We start from the raw sequence: 14,903 nt of genomic DNA on the forward strand, positions 1-14,903 counted from the left end.
TAGGCGGGTTTTTATTTGGCACAGGCCAGCTCAGGACGTGTGGCCGCGCCGCTCTTGCGTCAGGCGGCGCGCCTTGTTCCAGCGCCAGGCCCACATGATCCAGCCCGACAAGCCATACAGCACGAACAGGCCAAACAGCACGACTGGAGGATCGCTGGAGACAAACACAAACACCGCGACCACCAGCAAAATGCCCCAGAACGGCACGCTGCGGCCCAAGGCAAAGCTCTTACCGCTGAAGAACGGCGCATTCGACACCATGGTGATGCCCGCGTACATGGTCAGCGTGAACGCCACCCACGCCATCAGGCTGTCATGGATGGGCAGCTTGTTATCCACCGCCAGCCAGACAAATCCGGCGACCAGTGCTGCGGCAGCCGGGCTGGGCAAGCCCTGGAAGTAACGTTTGTCGACGACAGCGATATTGGTATTGAAGCGCGCCAGGCGCAACGCGGCGCCAGCCACATAGACAAAAGCGGCAAGCCAGCCCCAGCGGCCCAAGTCATTCAAGATCCACTCGTACATGACCAGCGCAGGCGCAACGCCGAACGAGGTCATGTCAGACAGCGAGTCATATTGCTCGCCGAAAGCGGACTGCGTATTGGTCAGCCGGGCCACTCGCCCGTCCATGCCGTCCAGCACCATGGCCACAAAAATGGCGATGGCGGCGACTTCGAAGCGGTCGTTCATGGCTTGCACAACGGCATAGAACCCCGCGAATAACGCTGCGGTGGTGAATGCGTTGGGAAGCAGGTAGATGCTTCGGTGGCGGTTCTCGGAATCGCGCATGGAAAAATTGGGCATAGTCTCAATAACTTACAACGGACTGTGAAAGGTTAACTCATATGACCCTGCTTGCGGGCCGGAGCAAGGCTCATGCCTGGAGAAATCGGCAATAAAAAACGGCATGCCCTTGCAGGCATGCCGTTTTGACCGGCTTGGCGCGAGACCCGTCTCGCGCCTCGGCATCGATCAGTTCTTCGACTTGTCCACCAGCTTGTTGGCGGCGATCCAAGGCATCATGGCGCGCAGCTTGCCGCCCACTTGCTCGATCTGCGATTCCGCATTGATGCGGCGGCGCGAGGTCAGGGTCGGAGCGCCGGCGGTGTTTTCCAGGATGAACTTCTTGGCGTATTCGCCGGTCTGGATGTCCGTCAGGCACTGGCGCATGGCCTTGCGGGTTTCTTCGGTAACGATCTTCGGGCCCGTTTCGTACTCGCCGAACTCAGCGTTGTTCGAGATCGAGTAGTTCATGTTGGCGATGCCGCCTTCATAGATCAGGTCGACGATCAGCTTCAGTTCGTGCAGGCATTCGAAGTACGCCATTTCGGGCGCGTAGCCGGCGTCAACCAGCGTGTCGAAACCAGCCTTGATCAGTTCAACGGTACCGCCGCACAGCACGGCTTGTTCGCCGAACAGGTCGGTTTCCGTTTCTTCGCGGAAGTTGGTTTCGATGATGCCGGCACGGCCGCCGCCGTTGGCGCTGGCGTACGACAGAGCCACGTCACGCGCGGCGCCCGACTTGTCTTGGTACACGGCCACCAGGTGGGGCACGCCGCCACCTTGCTTGTACGTGTTGCGCACCGTGTGGCCCGGGGCCTTCGGGGCGATCATGATGACGTCGATGTCTTCACGCGGCACGACCTGGCCGTAGTGGACGTTGAAGCCGTGGGCGAAAGCCAAAGCAGCGCCGGCCTTGATGTTGCCGTGCACTTCGTTGTTGTAGACCGAAGCGATGTTTTCGTCGGGCAGCAACATCATGACGATGTCGGCGGACTTGACGGCATCAGCCACTTCCTTGACTTCCAGGCCGGCGTTGGCGGCCTTGTTCCACGATGCGCCATTCTTGCGCAGGCCAACGATGACCTTCACACCCGACTCATGCAGGTTCAGCGCGTGGGCGTGACCTTGCGAACCGTAGCCGATGATGGCAACGGTCTTGCCTTTGATGAGGGACAGATCGCAGTCTTTGTCGTAGAAAACTTTCATGGTTGTGCTCCAGATTCCAGTATTTTGGATATTCGATTAATTCAGATGTAGGGTGCGGCTTGGCCTGCAAGGCCGGTCAAATCTTCAAAATCCGTTCACCGCGTCCGATGCCGGACACGCCGGTGCGTACGGTTTCAAGGATGGCACTGCGGTCCAGGGCCTCCAGGAAGGCCTGTACTTTTTCCTGCACCCCAGTCAATTCGATGGTGTAGGACTTGTCGGTCACGTCGATGATGCGGCCGCGGAAAATATCGGCCATGCGCTTCATCTCTTCGCGTTCCTTGCCAACGGCGCGCACCTTCACGAGCATCAGCTCGCGCTCGATGTGGGCGCCTTCGGTCAGGTCCACCACTTTAACGACATCCACCAGGCGGTTCAGATGCTTGGTGATCTGTTCGATGACGTCATCGGAACCGGTCGTCACGATAGTCATGCGCGACAGCGTGGAGTCCTCGGTGGGCGCCACGGTCAGGGTTTCGATGTTGTAGCCCCGCGCGGAAAACAGCCCCACCACGCGCGACAGCGCGCCGGGTTCGTTTTCGAGGAGGACGGAAATCACGTGCTTCATGGGTGGCCTCCTTACAGGTCTTCAGAGCCAAGCAGCATTTCGGTCAGCCCGCGGCCGGCCTTGACCATCGGCCACACGTTTTCAGTGCGATCGGTGATGAAGTCCATAAAGACCAGGCGTTCCTTGTGCTTGCCAAAGGCTTCGCGCAGCGCGGGCTCGACATCCGCCGGGCGCTCGATGCGCAGACCCACGTGGCCGTAGGCCTCGGCCACCTTGACGAAGTCGGGCAACGAATCCATATAGGACTCGGAATAGCGCGAGCCGTAATCAATCTGCTGCCATTGCCGGACCATGCCCAGGAAACGGTTGTTCAGGCAGACGATCTTGGGCGTCAGGCGGTACTGGTGGCAGGTCGACAGTTCCTGGATGTTCATCTGGATGGATGCTTCGCCGGTGATAACGGCCACATCATGTCCAGGGTTGGCCATCTGCACGCCCATCGCGTACGGCAGCCCCACACCCATGGTGCCCAGGCCGCCGGAGTTGATCCAGCGGCGCGGCTTGTCGAACTTGTAATACTGTGCCGCCCACATCTGGTGCTGGCCCACGTCGGACGTCACGAAAGCGTCGCCGCCCGTCACTTCCCAGAGCTTTTCCACCACGTACTGCGGCTTGATGACTTCGTCCGAATTGGCGAACTTCAGGCATTCCTTGCCGCGCCAGGTCTCAACCTGCTCCCACCACTTGGTGATGGAAGCCGGCTTGTGTTCGGCGGCGGCAATGTCGTATTGCGCGCTAAGGTCGGTCAGGACGTCCTTGACGTTACCGACAATCGGGACGTCCACGCGCACGCGCTTGGAGATCGACGACGGATCGATATCGATATGGATGATCTTGCGGGCATTCTGCGCAAAGTGCTTGGGGTTGCCGATCACGCGGTCATCGAAACGAGCGCCAATGGCCAGCAGCACGTCGCAATGCTGCATTGCCATATTGGCTTCGTACGTACCGTGCATACCCGGCATGCCGACGAACTGGCCGCTGCTGGCGGGGTAGCCGCCCAGGCCCATCAGGGTGCTGGTGCAAGGCGCGCCCAGTTGCGACACAAGCTTGTTCAGCTCGGGCGCGGCGTTCGACAGAATGACCCCGCCGCCCGTGTAGATCATCGGCCGCTCGGCGGCCAGCAGCATCTGCACGGCTTTCTTGATTTGTCCCTGGTGGCCCTTGTTGACGGGCGCGTAGGAACGCATCGTGATCTCGCCCTTGGGCGGCGTGTACTTGCACTGCGCAAAGGTGATGTCTTTGGGGATATCGACCAGCACCGGGCCGGGACGGCCCGTGCGCGCAATGTAGAACGCGCGGCGCATGGTTTCGGCCAGGTCTTTGACGTCACGCACCAAAAAGTTGTGCTTGACGCAGGGACGCGTGATGCCGACGGTGTCGCATTCCTGGAAGGCGTCTTCGCCAATGGCCGCAGAGGGCACCTGCCCGCTGATGATGACCATCGGGATGGAGTCCATATAGGCAGTGGCAATGCCGGTGATGGCATTGGTCACGCCCGGGCCGCTGGTTACCAGGCAGACGCCAACCTTTTGCGACGAGCGCGAATAGGCATCGGCGGCGTGCACGGCAGCTTGCTCGTGACGAACCAGAATATGCTGAAATTTGTCTTGCTTGAAGATCGCGTCGTAGATGTAAAGCACTGCGCCGCCGGGATAGCCGAAAACGTGTTCCACGCCTTCATCGGCCAAGCAGCGCACGACGATATCGGCGCCATTCATTTCCATGTTGTATTTCCTTTCAGTACCGGCCCTGCAACCCTGACTGCTGCTCGCCCGGATACGGCGGCAACGGAACCCATACCGGCTACGACAACATGATCCGGCGCTTAGCGGCTCACGGAGCCACGCCACCCGGACACCCTGCCGACCCGGCACACGCTCGACAGAACGCAGTGCAAACGCCCCTTGGGGACGCTGGAGGTCGAAATGGAAGCCTTGGCAACACACGCTTTTGGCGCGGCCAACGGCAGGTATCTCTGCGGCAGGATGGCTGGGAGGTGACCCTGACCATCCGCCTCAACGCGCCGGAATCGGATAGGCAGACCGACGCAAGAGATGGAATTTACCGCGTTGCGTCAAAGGTAGCAAATCGGCGTTTCCGGACCGTTGCAAGCAAGACGCAGCGAAATCGGCAGGGAAACTCCGTAACCATCTGACCCCTAAAAATCCGTCAGCCTCTCTATACTTGTTCAGTCATTCAGAATCGAGCCGCCGCCGTATGGATTTGCGCATTGCCAGCATTCGCCGTTTCCTCTACAGCCACTACTTCTTCGGAGGGGTGCGCCAGGGGGTAGGCATGCTGTTGCCCGTGCTGGTGCTGGGCGGCATTTTCGGCAACTACACCACGGGGCTGGTGGCGACCTTCGGCGCGCAGTGCCTGGCGATCATCGACCAGCCCGGCGGGCCGCAGCGCCATCGCACCAACGAGATGCTGGGCGGCGCTGCGCTGGGCACATTGACCGTCATCATTACGGGCCTAGCGTCCACGCACCCGGTGCTGATCTGGCTGGTGGTTATCGCGCAGTGCTTTGTCTATTCCATGTTCACGGTGTTCGGCAAACGCGGCGGACTGATCGGCTTTGCTGGCCTGCTGCTGATGACCTTGACCATGCACTCGCCGCTGGAACCTCACGAAGTGCTGGCCCACGCCGCGGCCACCCTCGGCGGCGCCCTCTTCTACGTCGTGTTCAGTTTGGGGTTTTCGCGCCTGTTCTGGCTGCGCGAAGAACAGCAGGCCATGTCGGTGGCCCTGTTCGCCACCGGTGACTATGTGGCTGCTCGCGCCGCGTTCTATGACGAAACCGCCGATCTGGACGAGGCCTATCGCACGCTGATCCAGCGTCAATCCGTCATGACGGAAAAGCACCAGGCCGCGCGCGACATGGTGCTGCGCGCCCTGCCCCGCGGCAAAGGCATGGGCGACCGCCAGCGCGTGATGATCTGGAACATGTTCGTCGACATGCTCCAGCTGTTGGACACGCTGGTTGCCACGCACACTGACTACGCCGCGCTGCGCCGCACGCTGGCTGGCAACGATTGCCTGATGTTCATGCGCGATGCACTGGTGAAGATGTCGCTGGAACTGAACCGCATTGCGCTTGACGTGTCGCGTGGGCGCCAGGTTCAGTACCGCAGCAGCGCCAAGGCCGAACTGCGCGCCATCGAATACGAAATCGAACAACTCAAGCAACAGGGCCTGGGCGAACGCGAGCCTGAGATGCTGGCCTTGATCATCCAGGTGCTGCGCCGGTTGCGCAATTCCGCCCGCATCGTGGACCGGCTGGCGGATCACACTGCGGCATCGCCCGACGCCAAACCCACGGACGTATTGCGTATCAACAAGTCGCTGACCCGATTCATCTCGCGCCAGGAATTCCGGTTCGGTTTGCTGACCAGCAATCTGCGTATGGACTCGCCGCACTTCCGCTACGCGTTGCGCGTGACGGCTGCTGCCGCCATCGCCATGACCCTGGCCAGCCGCTGGCTGTCGCCCGCTTTTTCTGCGCACAACTACTGGATCATGCTGACCATCGTCATCATCATGAAACCGGGCTTTGCGCTGACGCGGCAACGCAACGGCTGGCGGCTGATGGGCACACTGATCGGCTGCATCTGCGCATTGCTTCTGTTCAACGTGACCGACAGGCCCGGCGTGCTGTTCGCGGTGCTGCTGGGCGCCTGCATCATGGGCAACAGTCTGGTCCAGCTGAACTACATGGCCAGCGCCATCTTCAACACCTTGTTCGTGGTGCTGGTCTTTCACTTCGTGTCGCCGGGCACAGTGTCTATGGCGGTGATCGGCGAACGGGCGCTGGACACCCTGCTGGGCTGCTCGCTGGCGCTGGTGTGCAGCTATATCCTGCCATGGTGGGAGGCGCGCTATCTGAAGCCCTTGGCAGCTGCCGCCACGCGCGCCAACCGGGAATACCTGTTGGCGGGCCTGCGTTACGCCGAAGCCATGCAAGCCCATGGCGCGCCGGTAGGCAACGCTGCCGCCGAGACCCCGGCCGTGACGGATGCGGACCTGGCGTGGCGCCTGGCGCGCAAGAACGTGCACATTTCGTTCAGCAACTTTGCGGAAGCCTTCTACCGGATGATGAGCGAACCGAAGTCGCATCAGGTCAGCGTGCCTGAGCTGAACAATCTGCTGATCCAGAACCACGTGCTGGCGTCCCAGATCACGGCAGCCATTCCCATTCTTGCTGCCTTGCCCAAAACGCCAGAGCCGGTACAACTGGCGCTCAACGGCATGGTAGACCTGCTGGACGAAAACCGGCCGCAAGCGCCTACTGATCTGCCTACGCAATTCGATACCGAAGGCGAGCAAGCCGCACTGGCCTACCCCGTCAAACAGATGCTGAAGGCATCCCACATGATCCGGCAGGAATTACAGGCGCTGGCTGACCCGACCCACTCGCCGCCGGTGGCGGCGGTGGCGTCGTGATTCAGACCTTGCGCCGAAACACCAGCTTGTCTTCCGAGGACGCCGACGCGTCGTAGGCGTAGCCTTCCACATCAAAGCCTTGCAAGCCTTCAGGCTTGGCGACTTTGTGCTCAATGGCATAACGGGCCATCAGGCCGCGCGCGCGCTTGGCGTGAAAGCTGATGATTTTCCAGGCGTCGTTCTTCCAGTCCTGGAACACGCATTGCACTACGCGCGCCTTCAGGGTTTTAAGGTCAACCGACTTGAAATACTCTTCAGACGCCAGATTGACGATCACCGGCGCTTTCTTGCCTTCCTGGCGCTCATTCAAATAGCCGGCAATCGTCGAACCCCAGTACTCATACAGGTTCTTGCCCTTGGGCGTGACCAGACGCGTACCCATCTCCAGGCGGTATGGCTGCATCAGGTCCAACGGACGCAACACGCCATACAAGCCGCTCAGAATGGCCACATGCTCTTGCGCCCAATCGAGCTGCTTGGCGGACAGGGTGGCGGCGTCCAGTCCTTCGTACACATCACCATTGAAAGCCAGCACGGCTTGCCGTGCATTGGCCTGCGTGAAGGTGCGTTTCCAGTGGGCATAACGCTGCACATTCAGCTCGGACAGGGCCGGGCTGAGGCTCATCAGTTCGGAAATATCTTCCGCGGACTTGGTCTTCAAGACCTTGATCAGGCCGGCAGCCTGGTCCACGAACAGCGGCTGGGTATGGGTCTCGATGTGCAACGGCGAGTCATAGTCCAGCTTCTTGGCGGGAGAAAGCAACAACAACATTCCAGAATTCCTTTATTAACGCGCCGTCCAGCCGCCATCGACGGAGACAGACGTTCCAGTGATTTGCGCCGCAGCGTCAGAGGCCAGGAACACGGCGGTGCCGCCCAATTGTTCCGGGGTCACGAATTGCAGCGACGGCTGCTTCTCGCTAAGCAATTCGCGTGCAGCCGTTTCCTGATCCACGCCGTTCTTTTCGGCCAGCGCAGTGATTTGTTTTTCCACCAGCGGGGTACGGACCCAGCCCGGGCAAATGGAGTTGGCGGTGATGCCCTGGCCAGCCGTTTCCAGCGCCGTGACCTTGGTAAAACCTACCACACCGTGCTTGGCAGCCACATAGGCCGATTTGTTTGCGGACGCCACCAGACCATGCGCCGACGCAATGTTGATGATGCGGCCAAAACCCTGCTTCTTCATGTGCGGCAAGGCGGCAGCGGTGCCGTGAAAGACCGCCGACAGATTCAACGCCAGGATGGCGTCCCATTTGTCGACCGGAAAGTCTTCGATCAGCGCGGTGTGCTGAATGCCGGCATTGTTGACCAGGATGTCGATGCGGCCCATCTGGCGCACCGCATTGTCGATCAGGCCGCGCACGGCCGCGCCCTTGGACAGGTCGGCGCCGTCGTAAATCACCTTGACGCCGTGCTTGTCAGCCAGGCCCGCACGCACCTTTTCAATCTCGGCGGCGTCGCCAAAACCATTCAGAACAATGTCCGCGCCTTGTTGCGCGAAGGCGGTGGCAATACCCAGGCCGATGCCACTGGTGGAACCGGTGACAAGGGCGACTTTTCCTTTGAGCATGAACATTCTCCTGTGGTCTGGCACGTGGGCGGAAATCAAAAGCGGGGTCAAGTGTAGCTGCCCGGCAAGGCGCCAATCATGCCATGTCCCCACACGCAGCGGGGTCAAGCGGCGGGCGGTTTGTCCTGGGTAGAGGATGGCGGCGGAGCGTCGTCCGTCACGGCAACGGCCACTGGCAATTCCGCCATGCCGCCCCGGTTCTCCGGCACAAGCTCCAGCAGCTTGATCAAGACGGGCACCACGCCCATCGACACCGCCACGACTACGGACAACAAATCGCGCTGCTCGCCATTGACCAGGTGGTTGTCCCACGCTTCGTTGAAGATGGCGAAGCTGAATTCCCCGCCCTGCGCCAGCACGACGGCAAACAGCAAGCGGTGGTAGCGAGGCAAGCCCAGAAAACGCGCAAAGCCATATAGCACCAGCGCCTTCACCAGCAATAGCGCCGTCACGCCCGCGATGATGAACATCCAGTGGTTCGCCACCACCGTCAAATTGATGGACATGCCGATTGCCACAAAGAACAGCCCAAGCAGCAAGCCCTTGAACGGCTCGATCGCCTTTTCCAGATCGTTCCGATAGCGGGACTCGGCCATCTGCACCCCAACCAGAAAACCGCCCAAACCCGCGGACAGCCCCGCGTAGTCAAACAACTGAGCCGCGCCCACCACCATCAGCAGCGCCGCAGCCGTGAACAGTTCGTTGAGTTTCGCCTTGGCGGCCCAGCCCAGCAAACGCAGCCGGTAAGCCACCAACACCACGGCCACCGCCACCACGGCTTCTTTGAAGGACGGCGCCGAGGTGCCGTCAGAACCCAGCAGGCCAGCAGCCACCAGCATGGGAATCGCCGCCATGTCCTGGAACAGCAACACCCCCAGCGCAGACCGCCCCAATGGCGTGCGGGTCAGCGTGCGTTCATCCAGCAGCCTCAATGCGACCGCCGTAGACGACAACGCCAGCGATAGGCCGCACAGCACCGCCGCCTGCCATTCCATGCCAGCCAGATGCCGCAACGCCGCGCCAAACACCAGCCCCAGCAACAGGCCGCAAGCCAACATCTGCAAGGTGCCCAGCAAAAAGACTTCATTGCGCATGGCCCACAGGCGCTTGGGCGACAGTTCCAGGCCGATGATGAACAACATCATGACGACGCCCCATTGCGACACGTCCACCATCGTTTCTACGTTGGTCACCAGCTTCAGGCAGGACGGCCCGACCAGCACGCCCGCGATGAGATAACCCGGAATCGCGCCCAAGCCCAGCCGTTGAGTGATCGGCACGCACAGCACGGCGGCAAGCAAGAGGATAAGAATCAGATTCATGATGCGGGGTGACGTCTAGGGTAGAGTCCAAGTCATGCGAGGCAACCGGCGCCGGCATAGGTGGATTCTGAGCAAAGAAAGCGGCCACAGAAAGTCAGTTGAAACCCGCTGTTGAAATCTTTTTATCGCCCCCTTTACACAAACAAAAAAAATCCTGTAGAATTGCGGGCTTCGCTGCTCCGACAACGAAGATCCTTCCGACCAGGGATCTAGTGTGAAGAAACACAAGTGGGGAAACACAAGGTGAGAAATCACCGGGTGCACATTCACTGAGTGCGACATCACCGTTACGGAATCCAGCCACGGAGAGGTGGCAGAGTGGTCGAATGTACCTGACTCGAAATCAGGCGTACGGTATCCCCGTACCGTGGGTTCGAATCCCACCCTCTCCGCCAGTATTCAAGAACGAAGCCCCTGAGAAATCAGGGGCTTTTTTCTTTGTGGCGTGGCGTAAAATGACGACTTCTGTGAATTAACTCTCTTAGCAGGGAGCCGGTGCAGAGGGCAATTTCGCTACACGCCCATTGACCATAGGACTAATCATGATTGCAGATCGAGAGGCGCTTGCCCGCCGTGCAGCTGTGAATAGCGCACTGGCCAGCCAGCGCATGGAAGGACTAGAGCCTGATGCGCAGGTCATCAAAGATGCCCAACTATGGGCTTCTGGCGAAAAATCGCTTGATGAAGCCATAGCCGAATATAAGGCCCGCCTGGACTCGGCCGCCCGCAAGGGATGAAATACACCGGAAATGACGGCGACCCATACCTGGACAATCGCACCGGAATACTCCGCAATCGGCTTGGTATTGAAGACCAGACAGCACTAGACAAGGCCGAATCCAGTCTGTCTTTTTTGCAGTCAGCCAAACTGCGCGAACAGCCCGTTGCAGGCAAGTTCGATCTGATACACCTGCAAGAAATCCATCGCCGCCTGTTCGGTGACATCTACGACTGGGCGGGAGAAATACGCCAAGGCGAGATCCAAAAGGGCGACACCATGTTCGCCCGCCATCTAATGATCGGTAGCGCAGCAAAAAAATTATTTGAGCAACTTGCTCGAGAGCGTCACTTGCAGGACCTAGACGCAGACGAATTCAGTCAGCGCGCAGCTCACTATCTGGGCGAAATCAACGTTTTGCATCCGTTTCGCGAAGGCAATGGCAGAACTCAAAGGGAGTTCATCGGTCAACTTGCTCGAGAGGCTGGCCACGACATTGATTGGACGGGCATCAGTCAATCCGAAATGATTAAGGCGTCAATTGACGCCTACAACGGTGATTCCCGAACCTTGGCCAGCCTCATTCGACGCGCAATCAGTCACTGATCAGACGTCAAACGCGAATCGTGGCGTAAAAAAACAGCGCCCAAGAATGGGCGCTGCCAGAACATACCCTACCCAACCCTCAATACGCCGCGATCTGCCGCGCGGGCGACACCAGCCGTGCCGTGGGTGACTGACTCGCCTGCCCCGAACCCGGCAACTTGAACGCGCTGACAGCGCGCGTCAGATCTGCCGCCTGATCCTGCATCGAACCAGCGGCAGCCGCAGCTTCTTCGACCAGCGCCGCGTTCTGTTGCGTCACTTCGTCCATCTGCGACACAGCGCGGTTGACCTGTTCGATACCGTCGGCTTGCTCGGCGGATGCTGCGGCGATCTCGCCCATGATGTCCGTCACGCGCTGCACAGAACTCACGATTTCCTGCATGGTCGAGCCGGCGCGTTCGGCGCTGATCGAACCCTGGCGGATCTTCTGCACCGTGTCTTCGATCAAGGTCTTGATTTCTTTGGCGGCTTGCGCGCTGCGTTGCGCCAGCGTGCGAACCTCGGCTGCGACCACCGCAAAGCCCTTGCCCTGCTCACCTGCTCGCGCAGCTTCCACGGCGGCGTTCAGCGCCAGGATGTTGGTCTGGAAAGCAATGCCATCAATCACCGAAACGATATCCGCAATCTTGACGGAGCTGGACGAAATCGCGCTCATCGTGCCCACCACTTCCGACACGGTGGCGCCCCCTCGGGACGCCGTGTCGGATGCCGCCGCAGCAAGCTGATTTGCCTGTTTGGCGCTATCGGCGTTTTGCTTCACAGTAGAAGACAGCTGCTCCATGGACGCCGCCGTTTCTTCCAGCGATGCCGCCTGCTGCTCGGTGCGCGAAGACAGATCGGTGTTGCCTGCCGCGATCTCGCCCGAAGCGGACGCAATGCTGTCAACGCCCGTCCGGATGCGGGCGACGGTGCCGACCAGGTTGGCATTCATGGATTCCAGCGCTTGCATCAGTTGGCCGATCTCGTCTTTCGACGTCACCGTGATGTTGCTGGTCAGGTCATTGGCGGCCACCGTGCGCGCTACGCGCACCGCGTCGGACAGCGGACGGGTGATGCCGCGCGTCAGCAGAATGGCCAGCAGCAAACCTGCCACGACCGCAATCGAACCTATCGCGATCATCCAGAAGTTTGCCGTGCGATAAGCGCTTTGGATGTCTGCCGCGCTGGCATCGATTTCGGCCCGCTGCAAATTGGACAGCTTCGTGATCTGGTCGATGAACTGGCGCGTAGCTGGCAGAAATTCCTGTGTGAAGATCTTGTTGGCAGCCTCGACGTCGGCGTCCTGCTTGGCCTTGAAAATACCGTCACGCGTGCGCAGATACTCGGCGCGAGATTTTCGGATGCCTTCCCACAACAGCTTTTCCTCGTCGCTTTGAATCAGCGGTTCAATCTGCTGCTGCAAAGCCGACGAGTTGCGCGTGGACGTGGCAGCTTCTTCCGTGAAGAAACCCGCCAGACTGGCGTCGGCGCTCTTGGCGATTGCCGTGGTGCGGGTCACCCCGGTTTGAATGTTGCGGGCCCAATCGCTGATCAAGCGTTCCTTGATCAGGGATCGTTGCGTAACGGTCTCGACCGATTCGTTGATGTTGGCCAGGCTGACCAAACCGACGACGCACATGACAATGATCATGGCCAACAAGACGGCAAATCCACCCGCAAGGCGGGTTCCAAGCTTCATGTTATTCATACTGCCTCCGGCTACTTCCAGGGCAAGTTTGAATGCGTGCTCAGGGGATGATCTGGCGCCGGAAAACTGCCGCCGCCAAAACAAGCCAGATGCCCGCAAGCCCCTGGATATCCGCCCCCAATTATGGTGTTCGTTGTGTCGAAAATTGCCGCCGGAGCGCTCGTATTCGAGCGTGCTCGCGACGGTCAATGGGATGCTAGCAGTCCGGATTTGGCTGGCATCGGGGGAAGTGAAGCGCTTATTGACGGCATCTCCTCCCTTTGCGTAACCGGCCCTGGACCGCTGGCGTCAATCTCGCACTTTTCAAGACGTGCCCGCTTTGACGCCGCGCAAAAAGAGACATGCAGCAGGGGACCGGTAGGGATGTGTTGCCCCAAAAAAAAGGCGGCCCTGCCGGCCGCCTTGGAGTCATTCAGGCGCGGTCGGCCGCGCCAGCTGAAACAAGTCCGTGCTGCGCGCATACCACCCGCTGCCGTGCATACGGGCCACCAAACCCATCTCGGCAGTGTTCACATACCCCCGTTCCGCGTCCTGCACATACGCATCATCCACGTGCGCGCCCAACACGCGCCCGATAACGACGATCTGATGCGGACCGGTCACCACCGTGGACAGGCTGACGCACTCCAGCGACACCGGGCTGCCTTGTATCAGCGGCGGGCGCACGTGTGCGGCTGGCAAGGCGGTCAGGCCCGCCTTGGTCAATTCGTCCACCCCTGGCGGGTAGTCCACGCAGGTGACATTCATTTGCTGCATCAGCGATTCCGGCACCAGGTTCACCACGAACTCGCCGTTCTGGATGATGTTGGCGCCGGTGTCTTTCAGTTCACCATTGGCGCGGCGCATCAGGCCGATTGCGACGGTCGGAGGCTGATGCCCCATGACGTTGAAAAAGCTGAACGGCGCCGCATTCACGCAGCCTTCGTCCGACATTGTGGTGACCCACGCGATCGGACGGGGCGTGACGGTCGAGGTCAGCAGTTTGTAGACCGTCTGTGAAGGCAAGGCGCTGAAATCAAAATGCATGGCTCAGGTCTCCTGCTGGCCAGTCGCGGTAATGGCTGACACCGCGCGTTTTTCACGGGTATCGACATGCAGCTGGAAGACGTCGGGCCGCGCATAGTGGCCGGACACATCAAAGTCGTATTTGCCACGCAGGATCTGATTGGGGTTGATGTCCGCGTACAGAATGGTTTCTTCGGAAAAGTCCGGACCCGCCAGCACCTCTCCCAAGGGGTCGATGATGGCGCTGCCGCCGCGCATCAGCACCGTATCGGGCGCGTCACCCATCGCGCATTCAAAGTCTTCAGGATAGGCATCACGGCGCAGATGCTGGCAGGCGGTCAGCACATAGCAGCGGCCTTCCAGCGCGATGTGGCGCATGCTGGGAATCCAGCTGTCGCGGTCATCCGCAGTGGGCGCGCAATACAACGCGACACCTTGGCTATACATATACATGCGCAGCATGGGCATGTAGTTTTCCCAGCAGATCACCGCGCCGATCTTGCCATACGGCGTATCGAAGACAGGCATGGTCGAGCCATCGCCAAAGCCCCAGATCAAGCGTTCGCCCGCGGTCGGCATCAGCTTGCGGTGCTTGCCCGCCAAACCCTGCTGGCCGTTGAAATACAGCACGGTGCAGTACAGAGTGCCGCCGTCGGCCTCGATGCAACCCATGACCACGAAGCTATCGGTGTCGGCAGCCGCCTCGGCCACCAGCGCGACTTCCTCGCCGTCCAGCCGGATGGCTTGCTGGTGATAGCTCGCGAACGCATCGCGGCCTTCCGGCCGGCGCATGCCGATCGGCGCGCCGAACGAATTGCCCTTGGGGTAGCCGCCCAGAAATGCCTCGGGAAATACCTGCACCCGGGCGCCCTGCTCCGCCGCCTGGCGGATCAGGGATGCCGCCTTCCGGGCGCAAGCCACGCTGTCGGTCGGGATGGATGCCGCTTGAATGACGGCAGCCTTGAAACTCTGTTGTACGGACATGTCTCTCC

13 protein-coding genes and 1 tRNA gene are annotated in these 14,903 nt (G+C 60.3%); 4 read left to right on the top strand and 10 right to left on the bottom strand.

Going from position 1 to position 14,903, the window contains the following annotated elements:
* Positions 1–30 precede the first annotated feature (30 nt).
* The 4 genes from pssA to RAS12_RS16350 form a co-directional block, all read right to left on the bottom strand.
* Positions 31–804: a CDP-diacylglycerol--serine O-phosphatidyltransferase gene (gene pssA / locus RAS12_RS16335; protein WP_306937168.1), complete on the bottom strand. Its 774-nt coding sequence runs from the start codon at positions 802–804 to the stop codon at positions 31–33.
* Between the two features lie 168 nt (positions 805–972).
* Positions 973–1,989, bottom strand: a complete 1,017-nt coding sequence (gene ilvC, locus RAS12_RS16340; RefSeq protein WP_306937170.1) for a ketol-acid reductoisomerase — start codon at positions 1,987–1,989, stop codon at positions 973–975.
* A gap of 76 nt (positions 1,990–2,065) precedes the next feature.
* Positions 2,066–2,557 (bottom strand): acetolactate synthase small subunit, encoded by a 492-nt coding sequence (gene ilvN, locus RAS12_RS16345; RefSeq protein ID WP_306937172.1) that lies wholly within the window; start codon positions 2,555–2,557, stop codon positions 2,066–2,068.
* A gap of 11 nt (positions 2,558–2,568) precedes the next feature.
* On the bottom strand, positions 2,569–4,338 hold the full coding sequence (locus RAS12_RS16350) for an acetolactate synthase 3 catalytic subunit (protein ID WP_306951481.1): 1,770 nt from the start codon (positions 4,336–4,338) through the stop codon (positions 2,569–2,571).
* A 439-nt stretch (positions 4,339–4,777) separates the two neighbouring features.
* On the opposite strand from RAS12_RS16350, the gene RAS12_RS16355 reads away from it, so the two are divergent.
* On the top strand, positions 4,778–7,003 hold the full coding sequence (locus RAS12_RS16355) for an FUSC family protein (protein WP_306937174.1): 2,226 nt from the start codon (positions 4,778–4,780) through the stop codon (positions 7,001–7,003).
* 1 nt (position 7,004) lies between these two features.
* Here the strand turns inward: RAS12_RS16355 and yaaA are convergent, their stop codons facing one another.
* The 3 genes from yaaA to RAS12_RS16370 form a co-directional block, all read right to left on the bottom strand.
* Positions 7,005–7,775, bottom strand: a complete 771-nt coding sequence (yaaA, locus tag RAS12_RS16360) for a peroxide stress protein YaaA (RefSeq protein WP_306937175.1) — start codon at positions 7,773–7,775, stop codon at positions 7,005–7,007.
* Positions 7,776–7,790: 15 nt separating this feature from the next.
* Positions 7,791–8,573, bottom strand: a complete 783-nt coding sequence (locus RAS12_RS16365; protein ID WP_306937177.1) for a 3-hydroxybutyrate dehydrogenase — start codon at positions 8,571–8,573, stop codon at positions 7,791–7,793.
* A gap of 104 nt (positions 8,574–8,677) precedes the next feature.
* Positions 8,678–9,895 carry a cation:proton antiporter domain-containing protein gene (locus RAS12_RS16370; protein WP_306937179.1) on the bottom strand — a complete coding sequence of 406 codons (1,218 nt, stop codon included), beginning with the start codon at positions 9,893–9,895 and terminating at the stop codon, positions 8,678–8,680.
* Between the two features lie 304 nt (positions 9,896–10,199).
* Here RAS12_RS16370 and RAS12_RS16375 point away from each other — a divergent pair.
* The 3 genes from RAS12_RS16375 to RAS12_RS16385 all read left to right on the top strand — a co-directional run bounded on the left by RAS12_RS16375 (position 10,200) and on the right by RAS12_RS16385 (position 11,219).
* Positions 10,200–10,290: transfer RNA gene (locus tag RAS12_RS16375), tRNA-Ser, on the top strand.
* Positions 10,291–10,437: 147 nt separating this feature from the next.
* Positions 10,438–10,632: an antitoxin VbhA family protein gene (locus RAS12_RS16380; RefSeq protein ID WP_306937180.1), complete on the top strand. Its 195-nt coding sequence runs from the start codon at positions 10,438–10,440 to the stop codon at positions 10,630–10,632.
* Positions 10,629–11,219 (top strand): Fic/DOC family protein, encoded by a 591-nt coding sequence (locus RAS12_RS16385; RefSeq protein ID WP_306937182.1) that lies wholly within the window; start codon positions 10,629–10,631, stop codon positions 11,217–11,219. Before RAS12_RS16380 ends, RAS12_RS16385 begins: the two co-directional genes overlap by 4 nt.
* A 79-nt stretch (positions 11,220–11,298) precedes the next feature.
* Here RAS12_RS16385 and RAS12_RS16390 read toward each other — a convergent pair whose 3' ends face one another.
* The 3 genes from RAS12_RS16390 to RAS12_RS16400 form a co-directional block, all read right to left on the bottom strand.
* Positions 11,299–12,906, bottom strand: coding sequence for a methyl-accepting chemotaxis protein (locus RAS12_RS16390; RefSeq protein ID WP_306937184.1), 1,608 nt, complete (start codon positions 12,904–12,906; stop codon positions 11,299–11,301).
* A 408-nt stretch (positions 12,907–13,314) separates the two neighbouring features.
* Positions 13,315–13,932: a flavin reductase family protein gene (locus tag RAS12_RS16395; RefSeq protein WP_306937186.1), complete on the bottom strand. Its 618-nt coding sequence runs from the start codon at positions 13,930–13,932 to the stop codon at positions 13,315–13,317.
* A 3-nt stretch (positions 13,933–13,935) separates the two neighbouring features.
* Positions 13,936–14,895, bottom strand: coding sequence for a carbon-nitrogen hydrolase family protein (locus RAS12_RS16400; protein WP_306937187.1), 960 nt, complete (start codon positions 14,893–14,895; stop codon positions 13,936–13,938).
* Positions 14,896–14,903: the final 8 nt, after the last annotated feature.

Origin of the sequence: Achromobacter seleniivolatilans (assembly GCF_030864005.1) — a bacterium.
Lineage (GTDB): Bacteria > Pseudomonadota > Gammaproteobacteria > Burkholderiales > Burkholderiaceae_B > Achromobacter > Achromobacter seleniivolatilans.

Excerpts from the sequence above, each read along its gene's own strand:
- pssA (WP_306937168.1), bottom strand. The coding sequence starts at position 804 with ATGCCCAATTTTTCCATGCGCGATTCCGAGAACCGCCACCGAAGCATC.
- ilvC (WP_306937170.1), bottom strand. The coding sequence starts at position 1,989 with ATGAAAGTTTTCTACGACAAAGACTGCGATCTGTCCCTCATCAAAGGC.
- ilvN (WP_306937172.1), bottom strand. The coding sequence starts at position 2,557 with ATGAAGCACGTGATTTCCGTCCTCCTCGAAAACGAACCCGGCGCGCTG.
- RAS12_RS16355 (WP_306937174.1), top strand. The coding sequence starts at position 4,778 with ATGGATTTGCGCATTGCCAGCATTCGCCGTTTCCTCTACAGCCACTAC.
- yaaA (WP_306937175.1), bottom strand. The coding sequence starts at position 7,775 with ATGTTGTTGTTGCTTTCTCCCGCCAAGAAGCTGGACTATGACTCGCCG.
- RAS12_RS16365 (WP_306937177.1), bottom strand. The coding sequence starts at position 8,573 with ATGCTCAAAGGAAAAGTCGCCCTTGTCACCGGTTCCACCAGTGGCATC.
- RAS12_RS16370 (WP_306937179.1), bottom strand. The coding sequence starts at position 9,895 with ATGAATCTGATTCTTATCCTCTTGCTTGCCGCCGTGCTGTGCGTGCCG.
- RAS12_RS16380 (WP_306937180.1), top strand. The coding sequence starts at position 10,438 with ATGATTGCAGATCGAGAGGCGCTTGCCCGCCGTGCAGCTGTGAATAGC.
- RAS12_RS16385 (WP_306937182.1), top strand. The coding sequence starts at position 10,629 with ATGAAATACACCGGAAATGACGGCGACCCATACCTGGACAATCGCACC.
- RAS12_RS16390 (WP_306937184.1), bottom strand. The coding sequence starts at position 12,906 with ATGAATAACATGAAGCTTGGAACCCGCCTTGCGGGTGGATTTGCCGTC.
- RAS12_RS16395 (WP_306937186.1), bottom strand. The coding sequence starts at position 13,932 with ATGCATTTTGATTTCAGCGCCTTGCCTTCACAGACGGTCTACAAACTG.
- RAS12_RS16400 (WP_306937187.1), bottom strand. The coding sequence starts at position 14,895 with ATGTCCGTACAACAGAGTTTCAAGGCTGCCGTCATTCAAGCGGCATCC.